Origin of the sequence: Diaphorobacter sp. LI3, from assembly GCF_022807955.1 — a bacterium.
Taxonomy (GTDB): Bacteria; Pseudomonadota; Gammaproteobacteria; order Burkholderiales; family Burkholderiaceae_C; genus Diaphorobacter; species Diaphorobacter nitroreducens.
Genome location: NZ_CP094346.1, coordinates 688,540 through 706,045, shown reverse-complemented (window position 1 = coordinate 706,045; position 17,506 = coordinate 688,540). Strand labels below are relative to the sequence as shown.

Sequence of the window (17,506 nt, the reverse complement as noted above, 5' to 3'; positions counted from 1 at the left end):
CCCTGCGCCATGTCCTGCCTTCGCCCCTTGCAGCGCCCCCTGCACACTCTTTTTTTCATAGCTGCTTGCGCTTTATCCACGGGCGCCATCGGCCAAATTCAGCTCAAGACAACCGCCGCCGCGGGCAGCAGCAGCGTCGTCACGCCGCATGTGCGCGCCGAGCTGGTGGCCCAGGCACCCGACGGCGTGGGCCCGGGCAAGCCGCTGTGGCTGGGCCTGTCGATCACGCACCAGCCCGAGTGGCACACCTACTGGAAGAACCCGGGCGACTCCGGCCTGCCCACGCAACTGGAGTGGCAGCTGCCGGCGGGCATCGACGCGGGCGAGGTCGCCTGGCCCGTGCCCAAGAAGATTCCGCTGGGCAACCTGGCCAACTACGGCTACGAGGGCACGGTGCTGTTGCCCGTGCCCATGACTGTCTCCCCAGCATTCAACCCCGGCCCGCTGGCCAAGGAAGCGACCTTCCAGCTCAAGGCCTCGTGGCTGGTGTGCCGCCAGGAGTGCATCCCCGAGGAGGGCAGCTTCACGCTGCAATTGCCCTTGCGCGGCACGACGGCGCTGCATGCCGCCGCGTTCGATGCCGCCGCCGCGGCCCACCCGCGCGATCTGCCGGCTCTAGGCGGCAGCAGCGCGCAGGTCGAGGGCGACGCCGTGCTGCTGCGCGTGGCCGGCCTGCCCCCGGCGCTGCAGGGCCAGACGCTGGAGGTGTTCCCCGAGACCACGGGCGTGGTGGAGACCGCCGCCACGCCCACGCAGCAGTGGGACGGCGCGGTGTGGACCGCGCGCCTGCCGCTGTCGCCCCAGCGCAGCGACGGGCCCGTACCGATGCCGGTGGTGCTGGCCCATGGCGGCCAGGGCTGGCGTGCCGAGCTGCCCGTGCCGGGCGGCTGGCCCGCCGTGGCGGCACTGAAGGGCATGTCGCCCGCGCTGGAGGCCGCGCTGAAAGCCAACGCCGCCAATGCCGCCGCGCCCACGGCCCCCGCCGCTGCGACACCCGCGCCGCTGGGCACCTGGCTGGCCGCTCTGGCCGGCGCGCTGCTGGGCGGGCTGATCCTGAACCTCATGCCCTGCGTGTTCCCGGTGCTGGCGATCAAGGTGGTGGGCTTTGCGCGCCATGCGCAGAACCAGCGCGCCCACCGCATCGGCGGGCTGGCCTACACCGCGGGCGTGGTGCTGTCGTTCCTGCTGCTGGGCGCGCTGATGCTGGGCCTGCGCTCCGCGGGTGAGGCCGTGGGCTGGGGCTTTCAGCTGCAGTCGCCAGCGGTGGTGGCGTCGCTGGCCGCGCTGTTCACGCTGATCGGATTGAACCTGGCGGGCGTCTTCGAGTTCGGGCGCATGCTGCCCTCGTCGCTGGCGGGCCTGCAGGCGCGCCACCCGGTGCTGGATGCCTTCCTCACCGGGGTGCTCGCCGTGGCCGTGGCCTCGCCGTGCACGGCGCCGTTCATGGGCGCGTCGCTGGGCCTCACGGCCACGCTGCCCGCGGGGCAGGCACTGTCCATCTTCGCGGCGCTGGGCCTGGGCCTGGCCCTGCCCTACCTGCTGGCAAGCTGGCTGCCCGCGTTTGCGCGCGCCCTGCCGCGGCCGGGCGCGTGGATGGACACGCTGCGTCGCCTGCTAGCCTTCCCGATGTTCGCCACCGTGGTGTGGCTGGTGTGGGTGCTGGGCCAGCAAAGCGGCATCAACGGCGCGGCGGCGCTGCTGGCGCTGCTGGTGGCGCTCAGCATGGCCGTGTGGGCGCTCACGCTGCGCGGGGCCACGCGGGCTGTTCTCGCTCCTCTTTCAATAGCTGCTTGCGCTTGGCTGGCATGGCTTTGGGGCCCAAAGATCATTGAACTGGAAAGCGCACCCCATGCCGCAGCCTCGGCCACCAGCGGCGTGGCCGGCGTGACCTCCTGGCAGCCCTGGCGCCCTGGTCTGGCCGACGAGCTGGTGGCCCAGGGCCGCCCGGTGTTCGTGGACTACACGGCCGCCTGGTGTGTGACCTGCCAGTACAACAAGAACACCACGCTGGCCAGCGCTGCGGTGCTGCAGGACTTTGCAACGAAGAACGTGGCCCTGCTGCGCGCCGACTGGACACGGCGCGACCCCGCCATCACCGCCGCGCTGGCGCAGCTCGGCCGCAGCGGCGTGCCGGTCTATGTGCTGCATGCGCCGGGCAAGGCGCCAGTGGTGTTCTCCGAGATCCTGGGCGAGTCGGAACTGCGCGCCGCCGTGTCCGCGCTCTGATCACCGCCGCGCGCCGCGTGGCCGTGGCGATTGCGGCGGGTCGATCTCGCGCACCAGACGCACGCCCACCAGGGTGTAGCGCGTCTGGGGCGTGTTCCAGTTGCGGAACCCACAGCGCGCGTACAGCGGCCAGGTGTGCCAGGAGCCGCCGCGGCGCACGCGCACCTGGCCGGTGGCCGGTCCCCGCGGATCGTCCCGCGGGGAGTGCGCATAGCCCTCCTCGGCATACCAGTCCGACACCCATTCCCACACGTTGCCTAGCATGTCGTGCACGCCGAAGGCGTTGGGCGCGTAGCGGCCCACGGGCGCGGTGAACGCATGCCCGTCGTGCCCCGGCGCGGCCTGGGGCCGCCAGCGCGGCCAGTAGGGCGCGGCATCTTCGTCGAACACGTTCGCGTGGCGCGCCAGCGCGGCCGGGTCGTCGCCATGCGGGTAGCGCGTGCGCGTGCCGGCGCGGCAGGCGTATTCCCACTCCGCCTCGGTGGGCAGGCGGTAGCGGTGGCCCTCGGTGGCGCTGAGCCAGGCGGCCAGCGCATGCGCGTCGTGCCAGGTGATGTTGACCACCGGGTGGTCGTCGCCCTGGGCGAAGCCGGGGTTGCGCCAGGAATAGCGCGGGTCGCGCCCCTCGAATGCGTCGCCGCGCGCGCTGGCGGCGGGGTCGTAGGCCAGGTTGTAGCCGTAGCCGCCCGTGCCGTCGGCCTCGGACTCGGGCACGTAGCCGGAGGTCTGCACGAAGCGGCGGAATTGCCCCACCGTCACTTCCGTCTGCCCCAGGTAGAAGGCGCGCGTGATGCGCACGGTATGGGCGGGCGCCTCGTCGGCCAACTGCTCAAACCGCCAGCGCTCCAGCGTCGGATAGGCACGGGCCAACGCGTCGACGGGCTCGCTGCTGCCCATGCGGAAGCTGCCCGGCGCGATGCGCACGAAGGGCATGCCCAGCGCATTCACCCAGAGGGCCGGCGCGGCCGGCTGCGCCTGCGCCGCGCTGGCGGCCAGGGCAAGCGCCAAACAGACGCCTTGCAAAGCGGCAGAGGTGGCTCGGACCATCGCAAACTCCTGGGCATGCGAAAAAAGCCAGTGTAGGGCCGGGGCATTGCGCGGGCACGCTGGGCGCGGCTTCCTATACTGCCCGCGGGTGTCCACCGCATGGGGCGGCAGGGCAGGATTGTTGCAGCGCAGGTCGGGCCGCCTGCGCACCACGGGCCGCAGCATGCGGCCCCGCCTGTCCATGACCGACCGCCTTACCCCGCGGCGCGCTGCGCCGCGCCAGCCCGCCCTGCTTCCCCTGGCCGACCGCTGCACCGCTCTGCTCTCGCGCCTGTCGCATGCCGATGCCGCGGGCGGCATCGTGCTGCTGATCGCGGCCGCCGCCGCGCTGGCCTGGGCCAACTCACCCTGGGCCGCCAGCTACCACGCGCTGTGGCACGTGCCGCTGTCGGTCGCCGTGGGCGGCTGGCAGCTCACGCAGTCGCTGCATTTCTGGGTGAACGATGCGCTGATGACGGTGTTCTTCCTCGTGGTGGGGCTGGAGATCCGGCGCGAACTGCACGAAGGCGCCCTGGCCCGCCCGCGCGATGCGCTGCTGCCCGTGCTGGCCGCGCTGGGCGGCGTGGCCGTGCCGGCGCTGCTGTACCTGGCGCTGGTGCCGCCCGCGTTGCGCAGCGGCTGGGCCGTGCCGACCGCCACCGACATCGCCTTCGCGGTGGGCGTGCTGGCCCTGCTGGGGCGCGGCCTGCCGCCGGTGCTGCGGGTGTTCCTGCTCACGCTGGCCATCATCGACGACCTGGTGGCCGTGCTCATCATCGCGCTGTTCTACTCGGGCGGGCTGCAGTGGCCGATGTTCGGCATCGCCGCGCTGGGCCTGGCGGGCGTGCTGCTGCTGCAGCAGCTGGGTGTGCGCCGCGCCTGGGCCTATGTGCCGGCCGGCGCGGTGCTGTGGTGGGGCATCTGGCAGACGGGCGCCCACCCCACGCTGGCCGGCGTGGTGCTGGGCCTGGTGACGCCGGTGCACGCCCTGGCCGGGCGCGAGCCCGCGCCCCCGGTGCAGCGCGTGCAGGCCAGCCTGCACCCGTGGGTGACCTTTGGCGTGATGCCGCTGTTTGCGCTGGCCAATGCCGGCGTGGCGCTGGGCAGTGCAGGCGGCGCGCAACCGGCGGCGCCGGGCGCCGGCCTGCTCATGGCCGCGGTGGCCGTGGCGCTGGTGGCCGGCAAGCCGCTGGGCGTGCTGCTGGCCTGCTGGCTGGCCGTGCGCCTGCGCCTGTGCGCCCTGCCCGCGGGCATGGGCTGGGGCGGGCTGCTGCTGACCGGGCTGCTGGCGGGCATCGGCTTCACCATGGCGATCTTCATCGCCACCCTGGCGTTCGACAGCGCCGCGCTGCTGGACGCCGCCAAGCGCGGCGTGCTGCTGGCCTCGGGCCTGGCGGCGCTGCTGGGGCTGGCGTGGGGGTGGTGGCTCCAGCGCCGCGCCACGACCGCCTGAGGGGTGGCGCGGATACCCGTGGGCCCACGGCTGTGCATACACTGCCGCCATGCTCCGCACACCCGACACCATCAGCACTTTGCGTGACGTGCTCACACAGTGCCACACCATCGCCGTGGTGGGCCTGTCGCCGCAATGGCACCGGCCCAGCCACTTTGCCGCCAAGTACATGCAGGCGCACGGCTACCGCGTGATTCCCGTGAACCCGCTGGTCGCGCGCGAAGGCGGTCAGATCCTGGGCGAGACCGCCTACGCCAGCGTGCTTGATGCCTCCGCCGCGCTGGCCGCGCAGGGCGCACGCATCGATATGGTGGATTGCTTTCGCAAGAGCGAGGACATCCCGCCGCTGGCGGCTGAAGCCATCGCGGTGGGCGCGCAATGCCTGTGGCTGCAGCTGGGCGTGTTCAACGAGGCCGCCGGCGCGCAGGCCGAGGCCGCGGGCCTGCGCGTGATCCAGAACCGCTGCGTGAAGATCGAGCACGCACGCCTGTTCGGCGGCCTGGGCTGGATGGGCGTGAACACCCAGGTGATCTCGTCCAAGCGCCTGCGCAAGCTCCCATATTGATAGCTGCTAGCGCTTTATGGATAAGCGCTAGAGGCCTATTTGACCCATAACACCATGACCGCATCCACCCCACCCGGCTCTGGAGCCGACCGTGCCTTCGGCTTCGGCACGCGCGCCATCCACGCCGGCGCCCAGCCCGACCCCGTGACCGGCGCGCGCGCCACGCCCATCCACCAGACCACGAGCTTCGTCTTCGACGACGCCGAACACGCCAGCAGCCTGTTCAACCTGCAGACCTTCGGCAACGTCTACAGCCGCATCAGCAACCCCACGGTCGCCGTGTTCGAGGAGCGCATGGCCAGCCTGGAGGGCGGCCGCGCGGCCCTCGCCTGCGCCAGCGGCATGGCTGCGCAGATGGCGGCGCTGCTGGCCATCCGGAAGGCCGGCGACCACATCGTGGCCGCCAGCACGCTCTATGGCGGCACGGTGGGGCAGCTGGGCGTGGGTTTCAGCCGCCTGGGCATCGAGACGACCTTCGTCGACCCGTCCGACCCCGAGAACTTCACCCGCGCCATGCGCCCGAACACGCGCGCCGTGTACGGCGAGACCATCGGCAACCCGCTGGTCAACGTGCTGGACATCGCGGCGATTGCGGAGGTGGCCCACGCCCACGGCGTGCCCTTGGTCATCGACAACACCGTGGCCAGCCCCTACCTGTGCAACCCGCTGCAGTTAGGCGCCGACATCGTGGTGCACAGCGCCACCAAGTACATCGGCGGCCACGGCACGACCATGGGCGGCGTGATCGTGGAAGGGGGCAAATTCCCCTGGGACAACGGCCACTTCCCCGAGATGGTGGAGCCCAGCCGCGCGTACCACGGCGTGAAGTTCTACGAGACCTTTGGCGACTTCGGCTACACCATGAAGGCGCGCATGGAGGTCAACCGCACCTTCGGCGGCGTGCTCTCGCCCCTGAACGCCTGGCTGCTGCTGCAGGGCGCCGAGACGCTGCACCTGCGCATGCGCGAGCACTGCCGCAACGCGCTGGCCGTGGCGCGGTTCCTGCAGCAGCACCCGCAGGTGGCCTGGGTTAACTACCCGGGCCTGCCGGAATCGCCGTACTACGCGCTGGCGCAAAAGCAGTTCCGCGCGGTGGACGGTCAGCCCGGCGCCTCAGGCATCCTGACCTTCGGCGTGAAGGGCGGCGCCGCCGCGGGCGAGCGGTTCATCGACGCCTGCGAGTTCCTGAGCCACCTGGCCAACATCGGCGACGCGAAGACGCTGGTGATCCATCCCGCCTCCACCACGCACCGCCAGCTCAACGAGGAGGAGCTGGCCCGCGCCGGCGTGCGCGCGGACATGGTGCGCCTGAGCGTGGGCATCGAGGAGTTGGACGACATCCTCTGGGACATCGACCAGGCCCTGGCACGCACGCGCTGAACCGGGCCACCCACGGCCGGGGTCACGCCCGACCGGGGGCGCGCGGGGCAGGTCAGCGCTTGCCCGGCAGTGGGGGCACGGGGCGCGCCGCGCTCCCCCCCGAGCCGCGCAGCGACAGCACGATGGAGCCGGCAATCAGCGTCGCCGTGACCAGCAGCGCGTAACCGATGGGAATCTTCACCAGGTCGATCAGCAGCATCTTGGTGCCGATGAACACCAGCACCAGCGCCAGACCGTAGGCCAGCAGGTGGAACCGGTTGGCCAGGTCGGCCAGCAGGAAGTACAGCGCGCGCAGGCCCAGGATGGCGAACACGTTGGCCGTGAGCACGATGAACGGGTCGCTGGTGATGGCGAAGATGGCGGGGATGCTGTCCACCGCGAAGATGATGTCGGTGGTGCCGATCAGCACCAGCACCACGAACAGCGGGGTGTAGTGCTTGACGCCGTCGATCATGGTGGAGAGTTTCTCTCCGTCGAACCGGTCGGTGATGCGCATGCGCTGGCGCAGCAGCTTGAGCACCGGGTTGGTCGCGATGTCGGGCTCCTGCCCCGCGGCCAGCCACATCTTGATGCCGGTGACCACGAGGAACGCGCCAAACACGTACAACAGCCAGTGGAACGTGGCCAGCAGCCACGCACCCGCCAGGATCAGCAGCGTGCGCAGCACGATGGCGCCGATGATGCCGATGATGAGAGCGCGCTTTTGGTACTGCGGCGGCACGGCGAAGTAGCTGAACAGCATCAGGAACACGAAGATGTTGTCCACCGACAGGCTCTTTTCGACGAGGTAGCCGGTGATGAACTGCATCGACACCGTGTTGGCCACGTCGCGGCCCTGGCTGCCGTCCAGGTACCACCACAGCAGTCCCACGAACACGAACGCCAGCGCAAACCACAGCAGGCTCCAGCGCGCGGCCTCGCCCATCGTCACCCGGTGCGCGCCCTGGCGCTCCATCACCAGCAGGTCCACGGCGATCGCCACGACCACAAAGGCGGCGAAGCCTGCCCACATCCACCAGGTTCCTATCGTTTCCATGCGTCCTTCTCCAATGGGGTTGTACTGACGGGCCCACCGCCCGAGGGGTGCAATGTAGGAGTCGCATGGATTCCAAAAAACCTGCCTTATCGGTACTATTACTTCGGTTTTTACGAAGTAACTCCATGAGCCAGAGCTTCAACTACCGCCACCTGTACTACTTCTGGGTCGTCGCCAAGGAGGGCGGCATGGCACGGGCCGCCGAGCGGCTGGACATGGCCGTGCAGACCATCAGCGCACAGGTGCGCGAGCTGGAGAAGTCCCTGGGGGTGAGCCTGCTGCGCGCCGAGGGCCGCAACCTCATGCTGACCGAGGCCGGCGTGGCCGCGCTGCACGAGGCCGACCACATCTTCGCGCTGGGCGAGCAGCTGCCCCAGCGCGTGCGCGAGGCCGCCTCAGGACCCACATTGCGCCTGAACCTGGGTATCTCCGACGGCATTGCCAAACTGGCGGTCCACCGGCTGCTCACTCCCGTGCTGGACGAGCCCCACCTGCGCCTGCTGTGCCACGAGGGGGAATTCCAGCCCCTGCTGGGCGAGCTGGCGCTGCACAAGCTGCACGCGGTACTGGCCGACCGCCCCGCCCCGCCGAACCCGGCGCTGCGCACCACCAGCCAGTTGCTGGGCACCAGCGCCATTGGCTGGTATGCCCCGCCGCTGTGGGCGCAGGCCGCGCGCCACGCATTCCCGCGCAGCCTGGCGGTCGTGCCGGTGCTGCTACCCACCGAGCACGCCGCGCTGCGCGCGCGCATCGACCACTGGCTGGAACGCGAGCGCATCCGCCCGCGCATTGCAGGGGAATTCGAGGACAGCGCCCTGCTCAGCACCTTCGCTGCCACCGGCATGGGCGTGATGCCCGCGCCCGAGACCCTGGGCCCGCACCTGGAGCAGACCCATGGCCTCGTGCCCGTGGGCACCACCCCCGAGGTGCATGAGCAGTTCCACCTGATCTACAGCGCCCGCAAGGTGATGCACCCGCTGCTGACCCGGCTGCTGGAGGCCGGAGCCGATGGGACGCTGTGGAACCCGGACCCCACCCGTTCCCCCGTGTAAGGAGACGGCGCATCGTCCTGCAGCGCCCCTTTCCTTGATCTGAGGCAAGCCCGCGGGGCTTGCCCAAGGCCTGCGGGAGCCGGCCTGCGACAATCGCGCGCATGAGCTTCGCCCCCCTCCAGAACGACACCTTCCTGCGGGCCTGCCGTCGTCAGGCCACCGACTACACGCCCCTGTGGCTGATGCGCCAGGCGGGCCGCTACCTGCCCGAATACAAGGCCACGCGCGCCAAGGCCGGCAGCTTCATGGGCCTGGCCACGAACGTGGAGTACGCCACCGAGGTGACGCTGCAGCCGCTGGAGCGCTTCCCGCTGGACGCGGCCATCCTGTTCAGCGACATCCTCACCGTGCCCGACGCCATGGGCCTGGGCCTGTCGTTCGCCGAGGGCGAAGGCCCGCGCTTTGCCAAGGCGGTGCGCGACGAGGCCGACGTGGCCGCGCTGGCCGTGCCCGACCTGGACAAGCTGCGCTATGTGTTCGACGCCGTCACCAGCATCCGCCGCGCGCTGAACGGCCGCGTGCCGCTGATCGGCTTCTCGGGCAGCCCCTGGACGCTGGCCTGCTACATGGTCGAGGGCAAGGGCAGCGACGACTACCGCCTCGTCAAGACGCTGATGTACAGCCGACCGGACTTGATGCACCGCATCCTGGCGGTGAACGCGGACGCCGTGGCCGCCTACCTGAACGCCCAGATCGACGCCGGCGCCCAGGCCGTGATGGTCTTCGACAGCTGGGGCGGCGTGCTGGCCGACGGGTGCTTTCAGCAGTTCAGCCTGGAATACACCCGGCGCGTGCTGGCGCAGCTCAAGCGCACGGGCGTGGACGGCCAGGACGTGCCGCGCATCGTCTTCACCAAGGGCGGCGGCATCTGGCTCGACGACATGAAGGACATCGACTGCGAGGTGCTCGGCCTGGACTGGACAGCCCACCTGGGCAAGGCGCGCGCCATCGTCGGCGGGCAGGTGGGCGGCCCCGGCAAGGCGCTGCAGGGCAACATCGACCCGAACGTGCTGTTTGCACCTCCCGAGGCCGTGGCAGCCCAGGTGCGCGCCGTGCTCGACAGCTTCGGCACGCCGCACACCGACAAGACCACCACCGGCCCCACGCACATCTTCAACCTGGGCCACGGCATCAGCCAGTTCACCCCGCCCGAACACGTGGCCGCGCTGGTGGAAGCCGTGCATGGCTATTCACGCAGCCTGCGGCAGCGGTGAATGCCTACTTACCAGGGGCCACGGCGCCGGCATGACTTACTCACACTGCGGCAGCCGCATCCGGCTTGCCGCGCGGCCCGCAGCCAGCAGCGCAACAACCGGCAACAAATCACTCAGAACCTCGTAAGTGGTTGATTCATATGAAAGTCCTGCGCCTGCCGATTTTGTGGGCACCCTAAGCAAACCACGGCCAGACAAGGGCTTTCGGGCGGCCCAGCCGGGATATCAACAAAGTTATCCACAGAAAATCTGAACTTCCTGTGTTTCCCTCGCAAAATCAAGCACTTGCCGCACGAAGTGAAGGAAAAGTCCCACAGTGGCTGCAACGCCTACCACATCCGGGGATGCTCTTCCCTATTGACAGCGCCAGTTGTTCACATGCTGGCAACTGCGGCCCCCTGCGCAGAGCGTCGCCCGACAACCGCTGCGGCACTGTTTGCGGCGCAGCAAAGAACGTTGATTCATAAGCTTTTTTTGCACCGCGCCGTCTACAAATCCGCTAGCGCGCAGTCCAGCAGGGGCGCGTCCCGCGGCGTGTTGCGCGCTGCTTTTCAACAAAGTTACCCACAGCATCTCTCATAGCAGTGGGCAAGCTTGTGGAATCATGCGGGGCCGCGCCCCGGTGCCGCCCGCCTTTTCACCCACCGCCCATGCCTGACCGCTCCCTGTCCCCGACCACGCCGCATGACAGCGCCGCCTGCCTGCTCTGCGTGGCCGTGAGCACGCCGGCGCACAGTGGCGTGGGCGAACCGCTGAGCTATGCCAGCCCGCGCCCGCTGCCTCCGGGGACACTGGTGCGCGTGCCGCTGGGCGCGCGCGAGGTGCTGGGCGTGGTCTGGGACGCGCCCGCCGAGCTAGCGGCGCTACCGCCGGGCATGGTGCCGCGCACGGTGGCGGGCGTGCTCGAAGGCGTGGCGCCGCTGGACGCCGCCTGGCGCCGTCTGGTGAGCTTCGCCGCGCGCTACTACCAACGCGCGGTGGGCGAGGTGGCGCTGGCCGCCCTGCCCCCACAGCTGCGCGACCTCACGCCCGAGCAGTTGGCGCGGCGCCTGCGCCGCCCCGCACCGCCGGCGCACCCGTCCGAAGCAGTTGCAAAAACAATAGCACTTACCGCAGAACAGGCAAGCGCTACAGCCCAAATCGATGCAGAGCGCGGCCCCTTCCTGCTGTTCGGCAGCACGGGCAGCGGCAAGACCGAGGTGTACCTGCACTGCGTGCAGCGCGCCCTGGCCTGCCACCCCACCGCACAGGCACTGGTGATGGTGCCCGAGATCAACCTCACCCCGCAGCTGGAGGCGCGCTTTCGCGAGCGCTTCGCGCCCCTGTACGGCGAGGCGGCCGTAGTCAGCATGCACAGCGGGATGACGCCGGCACAGCGCCTGAAGAGCTGGCTCGCCGCGCATACGGGCGCTGCGCGCATCGTGCTCGGCACGCGCATGGCGGTGTTTGCCAGCCTGCCGGGGCTGGCACTGGTCGTGGTGGACGAGGAGCATGACGCCAGCTACAAGCAGCAGGAGGGCGCGCGCTACTCCGCGCGCGACCTGGCGCTGTGGCGCGGACGCGAGCAGGGCGCCAAGGTGATCCTGGGCAGCGCCACCCCGTCGCTGGAGAGCTGGCATGCCAGCACCCCGGCCAGCGAGGGGGGCCCGGGCCGTTACCTGCGCCTGCACATGCCCAGCCGTATCGGCTCCGCAGAAGGCGCCGGCGCAGGCGAGCTGCCGCGCGTGCGCCTGGTGGACATGGGGCAACAGCCGCGCAGTTCGGGGGCGGGTGGCGTGTTCTCGCCCCCGCTGCTGGCCGCCATCACCGAACGGGTGCAGCGCGGGGAGCAATGCCTGGTGCTGCTCAACCGCCGGGGCTTTGCACCCGTGCTGCACTGCCACGACTGCAGCTGGAAGAGCGACTGCCCGCACTGCAGCGCCCACCAGGTGTTCCACAAGAGCGACCGCACGCTGCGCTGCCACCACTGTGGCTTTACGCAACGCGTGCCGCGCGCCTGCCCCAGCTGCGGCAACCCGGACATCCTGCCCCTGGGCCGCGGCACCGAGCAGTTGGAAGAGCAACTGGCCGCCCTGCTGCGCAACGTGATCACCCCGGACCGCCGCGCCGCGCGCGTGGCACGCATCGACGCCGACACCACCCGCGCCAAGGGGGCGCTGGAGGAGCAACTGGCCCAGGTGCACAGCGGCGAGGTGGACGTACTGGTCGGCACGCAGATGGTGGCCAAGGGGCATGACTTTCGGCGCATCACCCTGGTGGCGGCCGTGCAGCCCGACGGAGCGCTCTTCAGCAGCGACTTCCGCGCGCCCGAGCGCATGTTCGCCCTGCTGATGCAGGCCGCGGGCCGCGCGGGGCGCGATGCGCGCTATGTGGCCGCGCAGGGCAGCCCGCCCGAGATGTGGATCCAGACCTGGCACCCCGACCACGCCGTCTATGCCGCGCTGCGCCGCCACGACTACCCGGCCTTCGCCGCGCGCCAGCTGGCCGAGCGCCAGGAAGCCGGCATGCCGCCCTTCGCCTATCAGGCGCTGGTGCGCGCGGACGCCCGCACGCAGGAGGCGGCCCAGGCCTTCCTGCAGGCCGCCAGCGACGCCGCGCGCGCCGCCGGGCTGCCGGGGCTGGACCAGGTCTTCCTGTTCCCGCCGGTGCCGCTCGCCATCCAGCGCGTGGCCAATGTGGAGCGCGCGCAGATGCTGCTGGAAAGTCCCCAGCGCGGTGCGCTGCAGCGCTTTCTGGCCGCATGGCAGCCGCTGCTGCATGCCGAGCGCCAGCGCCACCGCGGCCTGGTGCGCTGGCTGGTGGACGTGGACCCGCAGGCGATCTGAAGGAAATCCCGCGTGGTGCAACCACGGCAAAGGTGCTGCCAGCACTTTTCAACCAGCGCTTACAGCTATCCTCCTAACAGCATTTTTTGCGCCATGCAGGCGCGCATGGCTCGCGGTATCGCCCCGCGCTACCGGGAGTAGCCGCTGGCAGGCTGGGCTGGGAAACCGCTCGCCATACTCGCCCGCGCTGCCCACACTGCGCAGCACCGCCCACCGGCATACTCGGGACAACTCACCGAATGAACCGCTACCAAGACATTCTGCCTCCGCTTTGGAGCACCGTCGCACTGACCGTGGCCACGCTGGTCACCAACTGGGTCTGGGCAGCCTGGTTCGCAGAAACCGACGGCACGGGCCTGATGGCACTGATGATCGCCAGCCTGTTTTTCTGGCCGGTGATGCTGATCCTGATCTACCTTGCGCTGGCGCACACCCTCCGATTTTGCGAAGACTACGGTTTCCTGCGCATGGCGGTCGTTGTGGGCGTTGCCGTAGTGGGTACGGCCATCTTCGGCGTGCCCGGCCCCTGGAACCTGCTGATCTGCGCGGTCACGGCCGTCACGGTGGGGATTCAGATCAGGCGCGCGGCGCAGGACGACGCCGACCTGGAGGACTTGTGAATGGCTTTCAAGGAGAAGCCGCCGCGCGGTCTACTCGAGAGCTTTTCAGACCCGCTCTGGCAACGGCTGGGCCTAGTTGTGGTGGGCCCGCAGTGGATCGTGAAGGGCCGGCATCGAGGATTCGACTGGATGGCCATCGAGCTGCTACATCGCCCCACGGGCTTTCGGCAAACGATCATGACCACCACCGTCTTCTTGGTACGGCTGCCGCGCAAGTCCAAGGACTGGTATTTGCCAGCCGACCGCATCACCCCTGACAAGCAGGTGTGCGTGGACGACGCCTGCGTCTATGCCGCAGCGCTGGGCGAACAGCCCCGCGTGCGCACGTGGCGCCAGTGGCTGGACCTGGCCGTGGACGCTGCCGAAGAGGTGATCCGCACTGAAGGCGCGCGCCGTAAGGAGAACCCACAGCAGAAAGCGGAACGCGCCGATGCCCCGAGTTGGAACGTGGTGGACGGCAACCTGGCCTCTATCTGGTTGGTGGCGATGGCGTTTTTCAGCTTTCTCAACGTGATGGGACTTTGGCAGGCGTACGGCGACTGGCAAGGCCAAGGAGCCATCCTCCTGTGCCACGGGTCGAAGCCCTTCGGCACGTACCTGCAGGGCTGGAAGGCCGCCGTTTACGCCGTATCGCTCGTCGCGCCCCTGCCCATCGTGGCCAAAGCGCTGCATACCGTGACCACGCGGATGTACCGGCAGGCGTTCCGGCTCCAGCTTTGTGTCGAAGGCCTGCTCTGGGCAGGGGCGATGGTCGGGATGCACTACGTGCGGGACGCCCTCGTCCAATCGGTGCGCCAGGCCTGCTGAGAAGATTTTTTGGTTTTTTGCCACTCAGCGCTTATGCCGTAAGCGCATATAGCTATCAAAACAGAAGTAAACAGGTCAAGTCAAAAGCGCCACGGCAGCCGAAAAGCTGACGAATGCCAGCGCCGTACTCACCAGGATGATGCGCGCCACGCGCCCGCCGTGGGCCCCGAAGCGCTCCACCAGCAGCGCCACGTTGCTCGCGCTGGGCAGCGCGGCCAGCAGCACCATCACCGTGAGCGTGAACGGCGACAGATCCACCCCCAGCGCCATCGCCGCACGTCCCACGCACCACACCAGCAGCGGGTGCACGACGAGCTTGGCCAGCGCGATCGGCACGTACTGGCCCGGCGGCACGTATTCTTGCTGGTTCATCTGCGAGCGCGCCAGCACCGCGCCAATGGTGAACAGCGCTACCGGCGATGCCGCGCCCGCCAGCATGGCCAGGGTCTGGTCCACGGGGCCCGGCAGCTGCCACTGCAGGACCGACGCCACGCCGCCCAGCACGATGGACCAGGGCATGGGGTTGGTGGCCATGCCGCGCAGCGCGTTGCGCAGCGCCACGGCCACGCCGTGCGCACCCGCGCCATCCAGGCGCGACAGCGCGATGCACGCCGAGCTGGTGATCACCAGGTCCACCGCCAGCACCACGATCACGGTGCCGGCACTGGCCTCGCCCAGCAACGCCACCAGCAGCGGAACGCCCATGAAGCCGGTGTTGGGAAAGGCAGCCACCAGCGCGCCGAAGGCCGCATCGTTCCACCCCCGGCGCCGCAGCGTGAGGGCCACCGTGCCCCCCACCATGAGCAGCGCACACAGCAGGTACAGCCCGGCGACGGCCGGGTCCAGCAGCTGTGCGATGGGCGTGCTGGCGCCGAAGCGGTACAGCATGCATGGCAGCGCGAAATACAGCACGAAGCTGTTCAGCCCCCCGATGGCGGACACCGGCAGCGCCCCGGCCCGCGTGGCCAGGTAGCCGCACAGCACGAGGGCGAAGAAGGGGAAGGTGATCAGCAGGACGGACAGCACGGGCGCGATTGTCGCAGCGCCGCCGTGCGCTGAAACGCCTTGTCACCGGGCGTGCCACCCCGGGCAATCACCCTGGTGCGCGCACGCCGCTATCATGCACACCCGCTGTTCTCCCTCTCACCCGCCGCCCGCCGCAACCCGCGGCGCAGGCGCGCCCCGTTCCTCCCGCTGCATCCATGTCCGGTCTCAATCTTGCTCAGTTGCAGGCAGTGCACTACACCGAGGGCCCGTGCCTGGTGCTGGCGGGCGCGGGCTCGGGCAAGACGCGGGTGATCACGCACAAGATCGCGCGGCTGATCGAGACGGGCCTGGCGCCCCGGCGCATCGCCGCCATCACCTTCACCAACAAGGCCGCGGCCGAGATGCGCGAGCGCGCCGCCGGCCTGATCGGCCGCCAGGCCAAGGACGTGCTGGTGTGCACCTTCCACGCCCTGGGCGTGCGCATGGTGCGCGAGGACGGCCATGTGCTGGGCCTCAAGCCCTCGTTCAGCATCCTGGACCAGGACGACGTGACGGGCATCCTCAAAGACTGCTCGGGCGGCACCACCGACCTGGCCACCGCGCGCCAGTGGCAATGGACCATCAGCAACTGGAAGAACCAGGGCTGGGATGCGCGCAAGGCGCTGGCCATGGCCCAGGACGACCATGAGCGCAGCATCGCCCTGATCATGCAGCGCTACGAGGAGCGCCTGACGGCCTACCAGAGCGTGGATTTCGACGACCTGATCGGCATGCCCATGCGCCTCTTGCGCCACCACCCCGAGGTGCGCGAAAAGTGGCAGCGCCTCTTAGGCCACGTGCTGGTGGACGAATACCAGGACACCAACGCCACGCAGTACGAGCTGCTGAAATACCTGGTGGGCGAGCGCGCGCGCTTCACCGCCGTGGGCGACGACGACCAGAGCATCTACGGCTGGCGCGGCGCCACGCTGGACAACCTGAAGAAGCTGCCGCAGGACTTCCCGCAGCTCAACGTCATCAAGCTGGAGCAGAACTACCGCTCGACCAGCGCCATCCTGCGCGCGGCCAACCACGTCATCCAGCCCAATCCCAAGCTGTTTCCCAAGACGCTGTTCAGCGAGCTGGGCGAGGGCGAGCCCGTGCGCGTGGTCGATTGCGACAACGAGGAGCACGAGGCCGAGCGCGCCGTGGCCCGCATCCAAAGCCTGCGCGCGGCCAGCAACCCGCCGCCTGCTTGGAAGGACTTCGCCATCCTCTACCGCGCCAACCATCAGGCCAAGCCGTTCGAGAAGGCATTGCGCCGCGCCAACATTCCCTACAAGGTGTCGGGTGGCACCAGCTTCTTCGATCGCGCCGAGATCAAGGACCTGTGCGCATGGTTCCGCCTGTGGATCAACAACGACGACGACCCGGCGTTCCTGCGCGCCGTCACCAGCCCGCGGCGCGGCGTGGGCCACACCACGCTGGCGGCGCTGGGCGAGTTCGCCACGCAGCACAAGCAAAGCATGTTCGGCGCGCTGTTCAACGCCATGCTGCCCGCCGTGATTCCGAAACGCGGCATGGAAGGGCTGCTGGAGTTCGGCCGCACCGTCAACGACCTGGAGCACCGCGCGCGCCACACGCACGGGGCCGAGGCCGCGCGCACCTTCCTCGCCGACTGGCTCAAGGAGATCGGCTACGAGCAGCACCTGTACGACAGCGAGGACAGCGAAAAGGTGGCCGCAGCGCGCTGGAGCAACGTGCTGGAGTTCTGCGACTGGATGGCGCAGCGCGCGGGCGGCCAGATCGACGACACCGCGGGCACGACGGTGCAGGCCGCGACCAAGAGCCTGCTGGAGGTGGCGCAGACCATCGCCCTGCTGTCCACCATCTCCGAGCGCGAACAGGAGCAGGACATGGTGGTGCTGTCCACGCTGCATGCCAGCAAGGGGCTGGAGTGGCCGCACGTGATCCTGGCCGGCGTAACCGAAGGCATGCTGCCCTTCAAGCTGGACGATGACGATGGCCGCCAGCAGAAGGTGAGTGACGACACCCTGCAGCGCCTGCAGGAGGAGCGCCGCCTGATGTACGTGGGCATCACCCGCGCCCAGCGCACGCTGGCCGTGAGCTGGACCAAGAAGCGCAAGAAGGGCCGCGAGATGGTGGCCTGCCAGCCCAGCCGCTTCATTGCCGAGATGAAACTGGACGCCGCCACGGCGCGCGAGAACCCACGCGACAAGTTGCGCCAGTTGCGCGAGGAATTTGCGCGCAAGGCCCAGGCCACCCCCAGCCCCGCCACACCCTGAACCCATGTTGAAAACTATATTTTTGATAGC

13 protein-coding genes are annotated in these 17,506 nt (G+C 69.5%); 10 read left to right on the top strand and 3 right to left on the bottom strand.

Annotation, left to right across the window (positions count from 1 at the left end; all coding sequences use genetic code 11):
* Positions 1–9 precede the first annotated feature (9 nt).
* Complete coding sequence (locus tag MRB47_RS03305) at positions 10–2,226, top strand: protein-disulfide reductase DsbD family protein (RefSeq protein WP_252101901.1); 2,217 nt, start codon at positions 10–12, stop codon at positions 2,224–2,226.
* On the opposite strand, the gene MRB47_RS03300 is transcribed toward MRB47_RS03305, so the two are convergent.
* Complete coding sequence (locus tag MRB47_RS03300) at positions 2,227–3,273, bottom strand: formylglycine-generating enzyme family protein (RefSeq protein ID WP_252101900.1); 1,047 nt, start codon at positions 3,271–3,273, stop codon at positions 2,227–2,229.
* A gap of 181 nt (positions 3,274–3,454) precedes the next feature.
* Between MRB47_RS03300 and nhaA the strand changes: the two genes are divergently transcribed.
* The 3 genes from nhaA to MRB47_RS03285 are packed head-to-tail and all read left to right on the top strand — an operon-like array spanning position 3,455 to position 6,650.
* Positions 3,455–4,705 (top strand): Na+/H+ antiporter NhaA, encoded by a 1,251-nt coding sequence (gene nhaA / locus MRB47_RS03295; RefSeq protein ID WP_252101899.1) that lies wholly within the window; start codon positions 3,455–3,457, stop codon positions 4,703–4,705.
* 49 nt (positions 4,706–4,754) lie between these two features.
* On the top strand, positions 4,755–5,270 hold the full coding sequence (locus tag MRB47_RS03290) for a CoA-binding protein (RefSeq protein ID WP_252101898.1): 516 nt from the start codon (positions 4,755–4,757) through the stop codon (positions 5,268–5,270).
* A 54-nt stretch (positions 5,271–5,324) separates the two neighbouring features.
* Entirely contained in the window at positions 5,325–6,650 is a 1,326-nt protein-coding gene (locus MRB47_RS03285; protein ID WP_252101897.1) for an O-acetylhomoserine aminocarboxypropyltransferase/cysteine synthase family protein, read from the top strand.
* Between the two features lie 52 nt (positions 6,651–6,702).
* Here the strand turns inward: MRB47_RS03285 and MRB47_RS03280 are convergent, their stop codons facing one another.
* The gene (locus tag MRB47_RS03280) at positions 6,703–7,686 is read right to left on the bottom strand and encodes a TerC family protein (RefSeq protein ID WP_252101896.1); all 984 of its coding nucleotides are present in this window, start codon (positions 7,684–7,686) and stop codon (positions 6,703–6,705) included.
* 125 nt (positions 7,687–7,811) lie between these two features.
* Here MRB47_RS03280 and MRB47_RS03275 point away from each other — a divergent pair, with 125 nt between their 5' ends.
* From MRB47_RS03275 to MRB47_RS03255, 5 genes are all read left to right on the top strand, one after another.
* Positions 7,812–8,738, top strand: coding sequence for a LysR family transcriptional regulator (locus MRB47_RS03275; RefSeq protein ID WP_252101895.1), 927 nt, complete (start codon positions 7,812–7,814; stop codon positions 8,736–8,738).
* Positions 8,739–8,839: 101 nt separating this feature from the next.
* On the top strand, positions 8,840–9,952 hold the full coding sequence (gene hemE, locus MRB47_RS03270; protein ID WP_011806948.1) for a uroporphyrinogen decarboxylase: 1,113 nt from the start codon (positions 8,840–8,842) through the stop codon (positions 9,950–9,952).
* 650 nt (positions 9,953–10,602) lie between these two features.
* Complete coding sequence (gene priA, locus MRB47_RS03265) at positions 10,603–12,777, top strand: primosomal protein N' (RefSeq protein WP_252101894.1); 2,175 nt, start codon at positions 10,603–10,605, stop codon at positions 12,775–12,777.
* Positions 12,778–13,016: 239 nt separating this feature from the next.
* Positions 13,017–13,397: a hypothetical protein gene (locus tag MRB47_RS03260; RefSeq protein WP_123676796.1), complete on the top strand. Its 381-nt coding sequence runs from the start codon at positions 13,017–13,019 to the stop codon at positions 13,395–13,397.
* Positions 13,398–14,204, top strand: coding sequence for a hypothetical protein (locus MRB47_RS03255; protein WP_252101893.1), 807 nt, complete (start codon positions 13,398–13,400; stop codon positions 14,202–14,204). It abuts the gene before it with no gap.
* A gap of 75 nt (positions 14,205–14,279) precedes the next feature.
* On the opposite strand, the gene MRB47_RS03250 is transcribed toward MRB47_RS03255, so the two are convergent.
* The gene (locus tag MRB47_RS03250; protein ID WP_252101892.1) at positions 14,280–15,230 is read right to left on the bottom strand and encodes an AEC family transporter; all 951 of its coding nucleotides are present in this window, start codon (positions 15,228–15,230) and stop codon (positions 14,280–14,282) included.
* Between the two features lie 176 nt (positions 15,231–15,406).
* Between MRB47_RS03250 and MRB47_RS03245 the strand changes: the two genes are divergently transcribed.
* On the top strand, positions 15,407–17,476 hold the full coding sequence (locus tag MRB47_RS03245) for an ATP-dependent helicase (RefSeq protein ID WP_252101891.1): 2,070 nt from the start codon (positions 15,407–15,409) through the stop codon (positions 17,474–17,476).
* Positions 17,477–17,506: the final 30 nt, after the last annotated feature.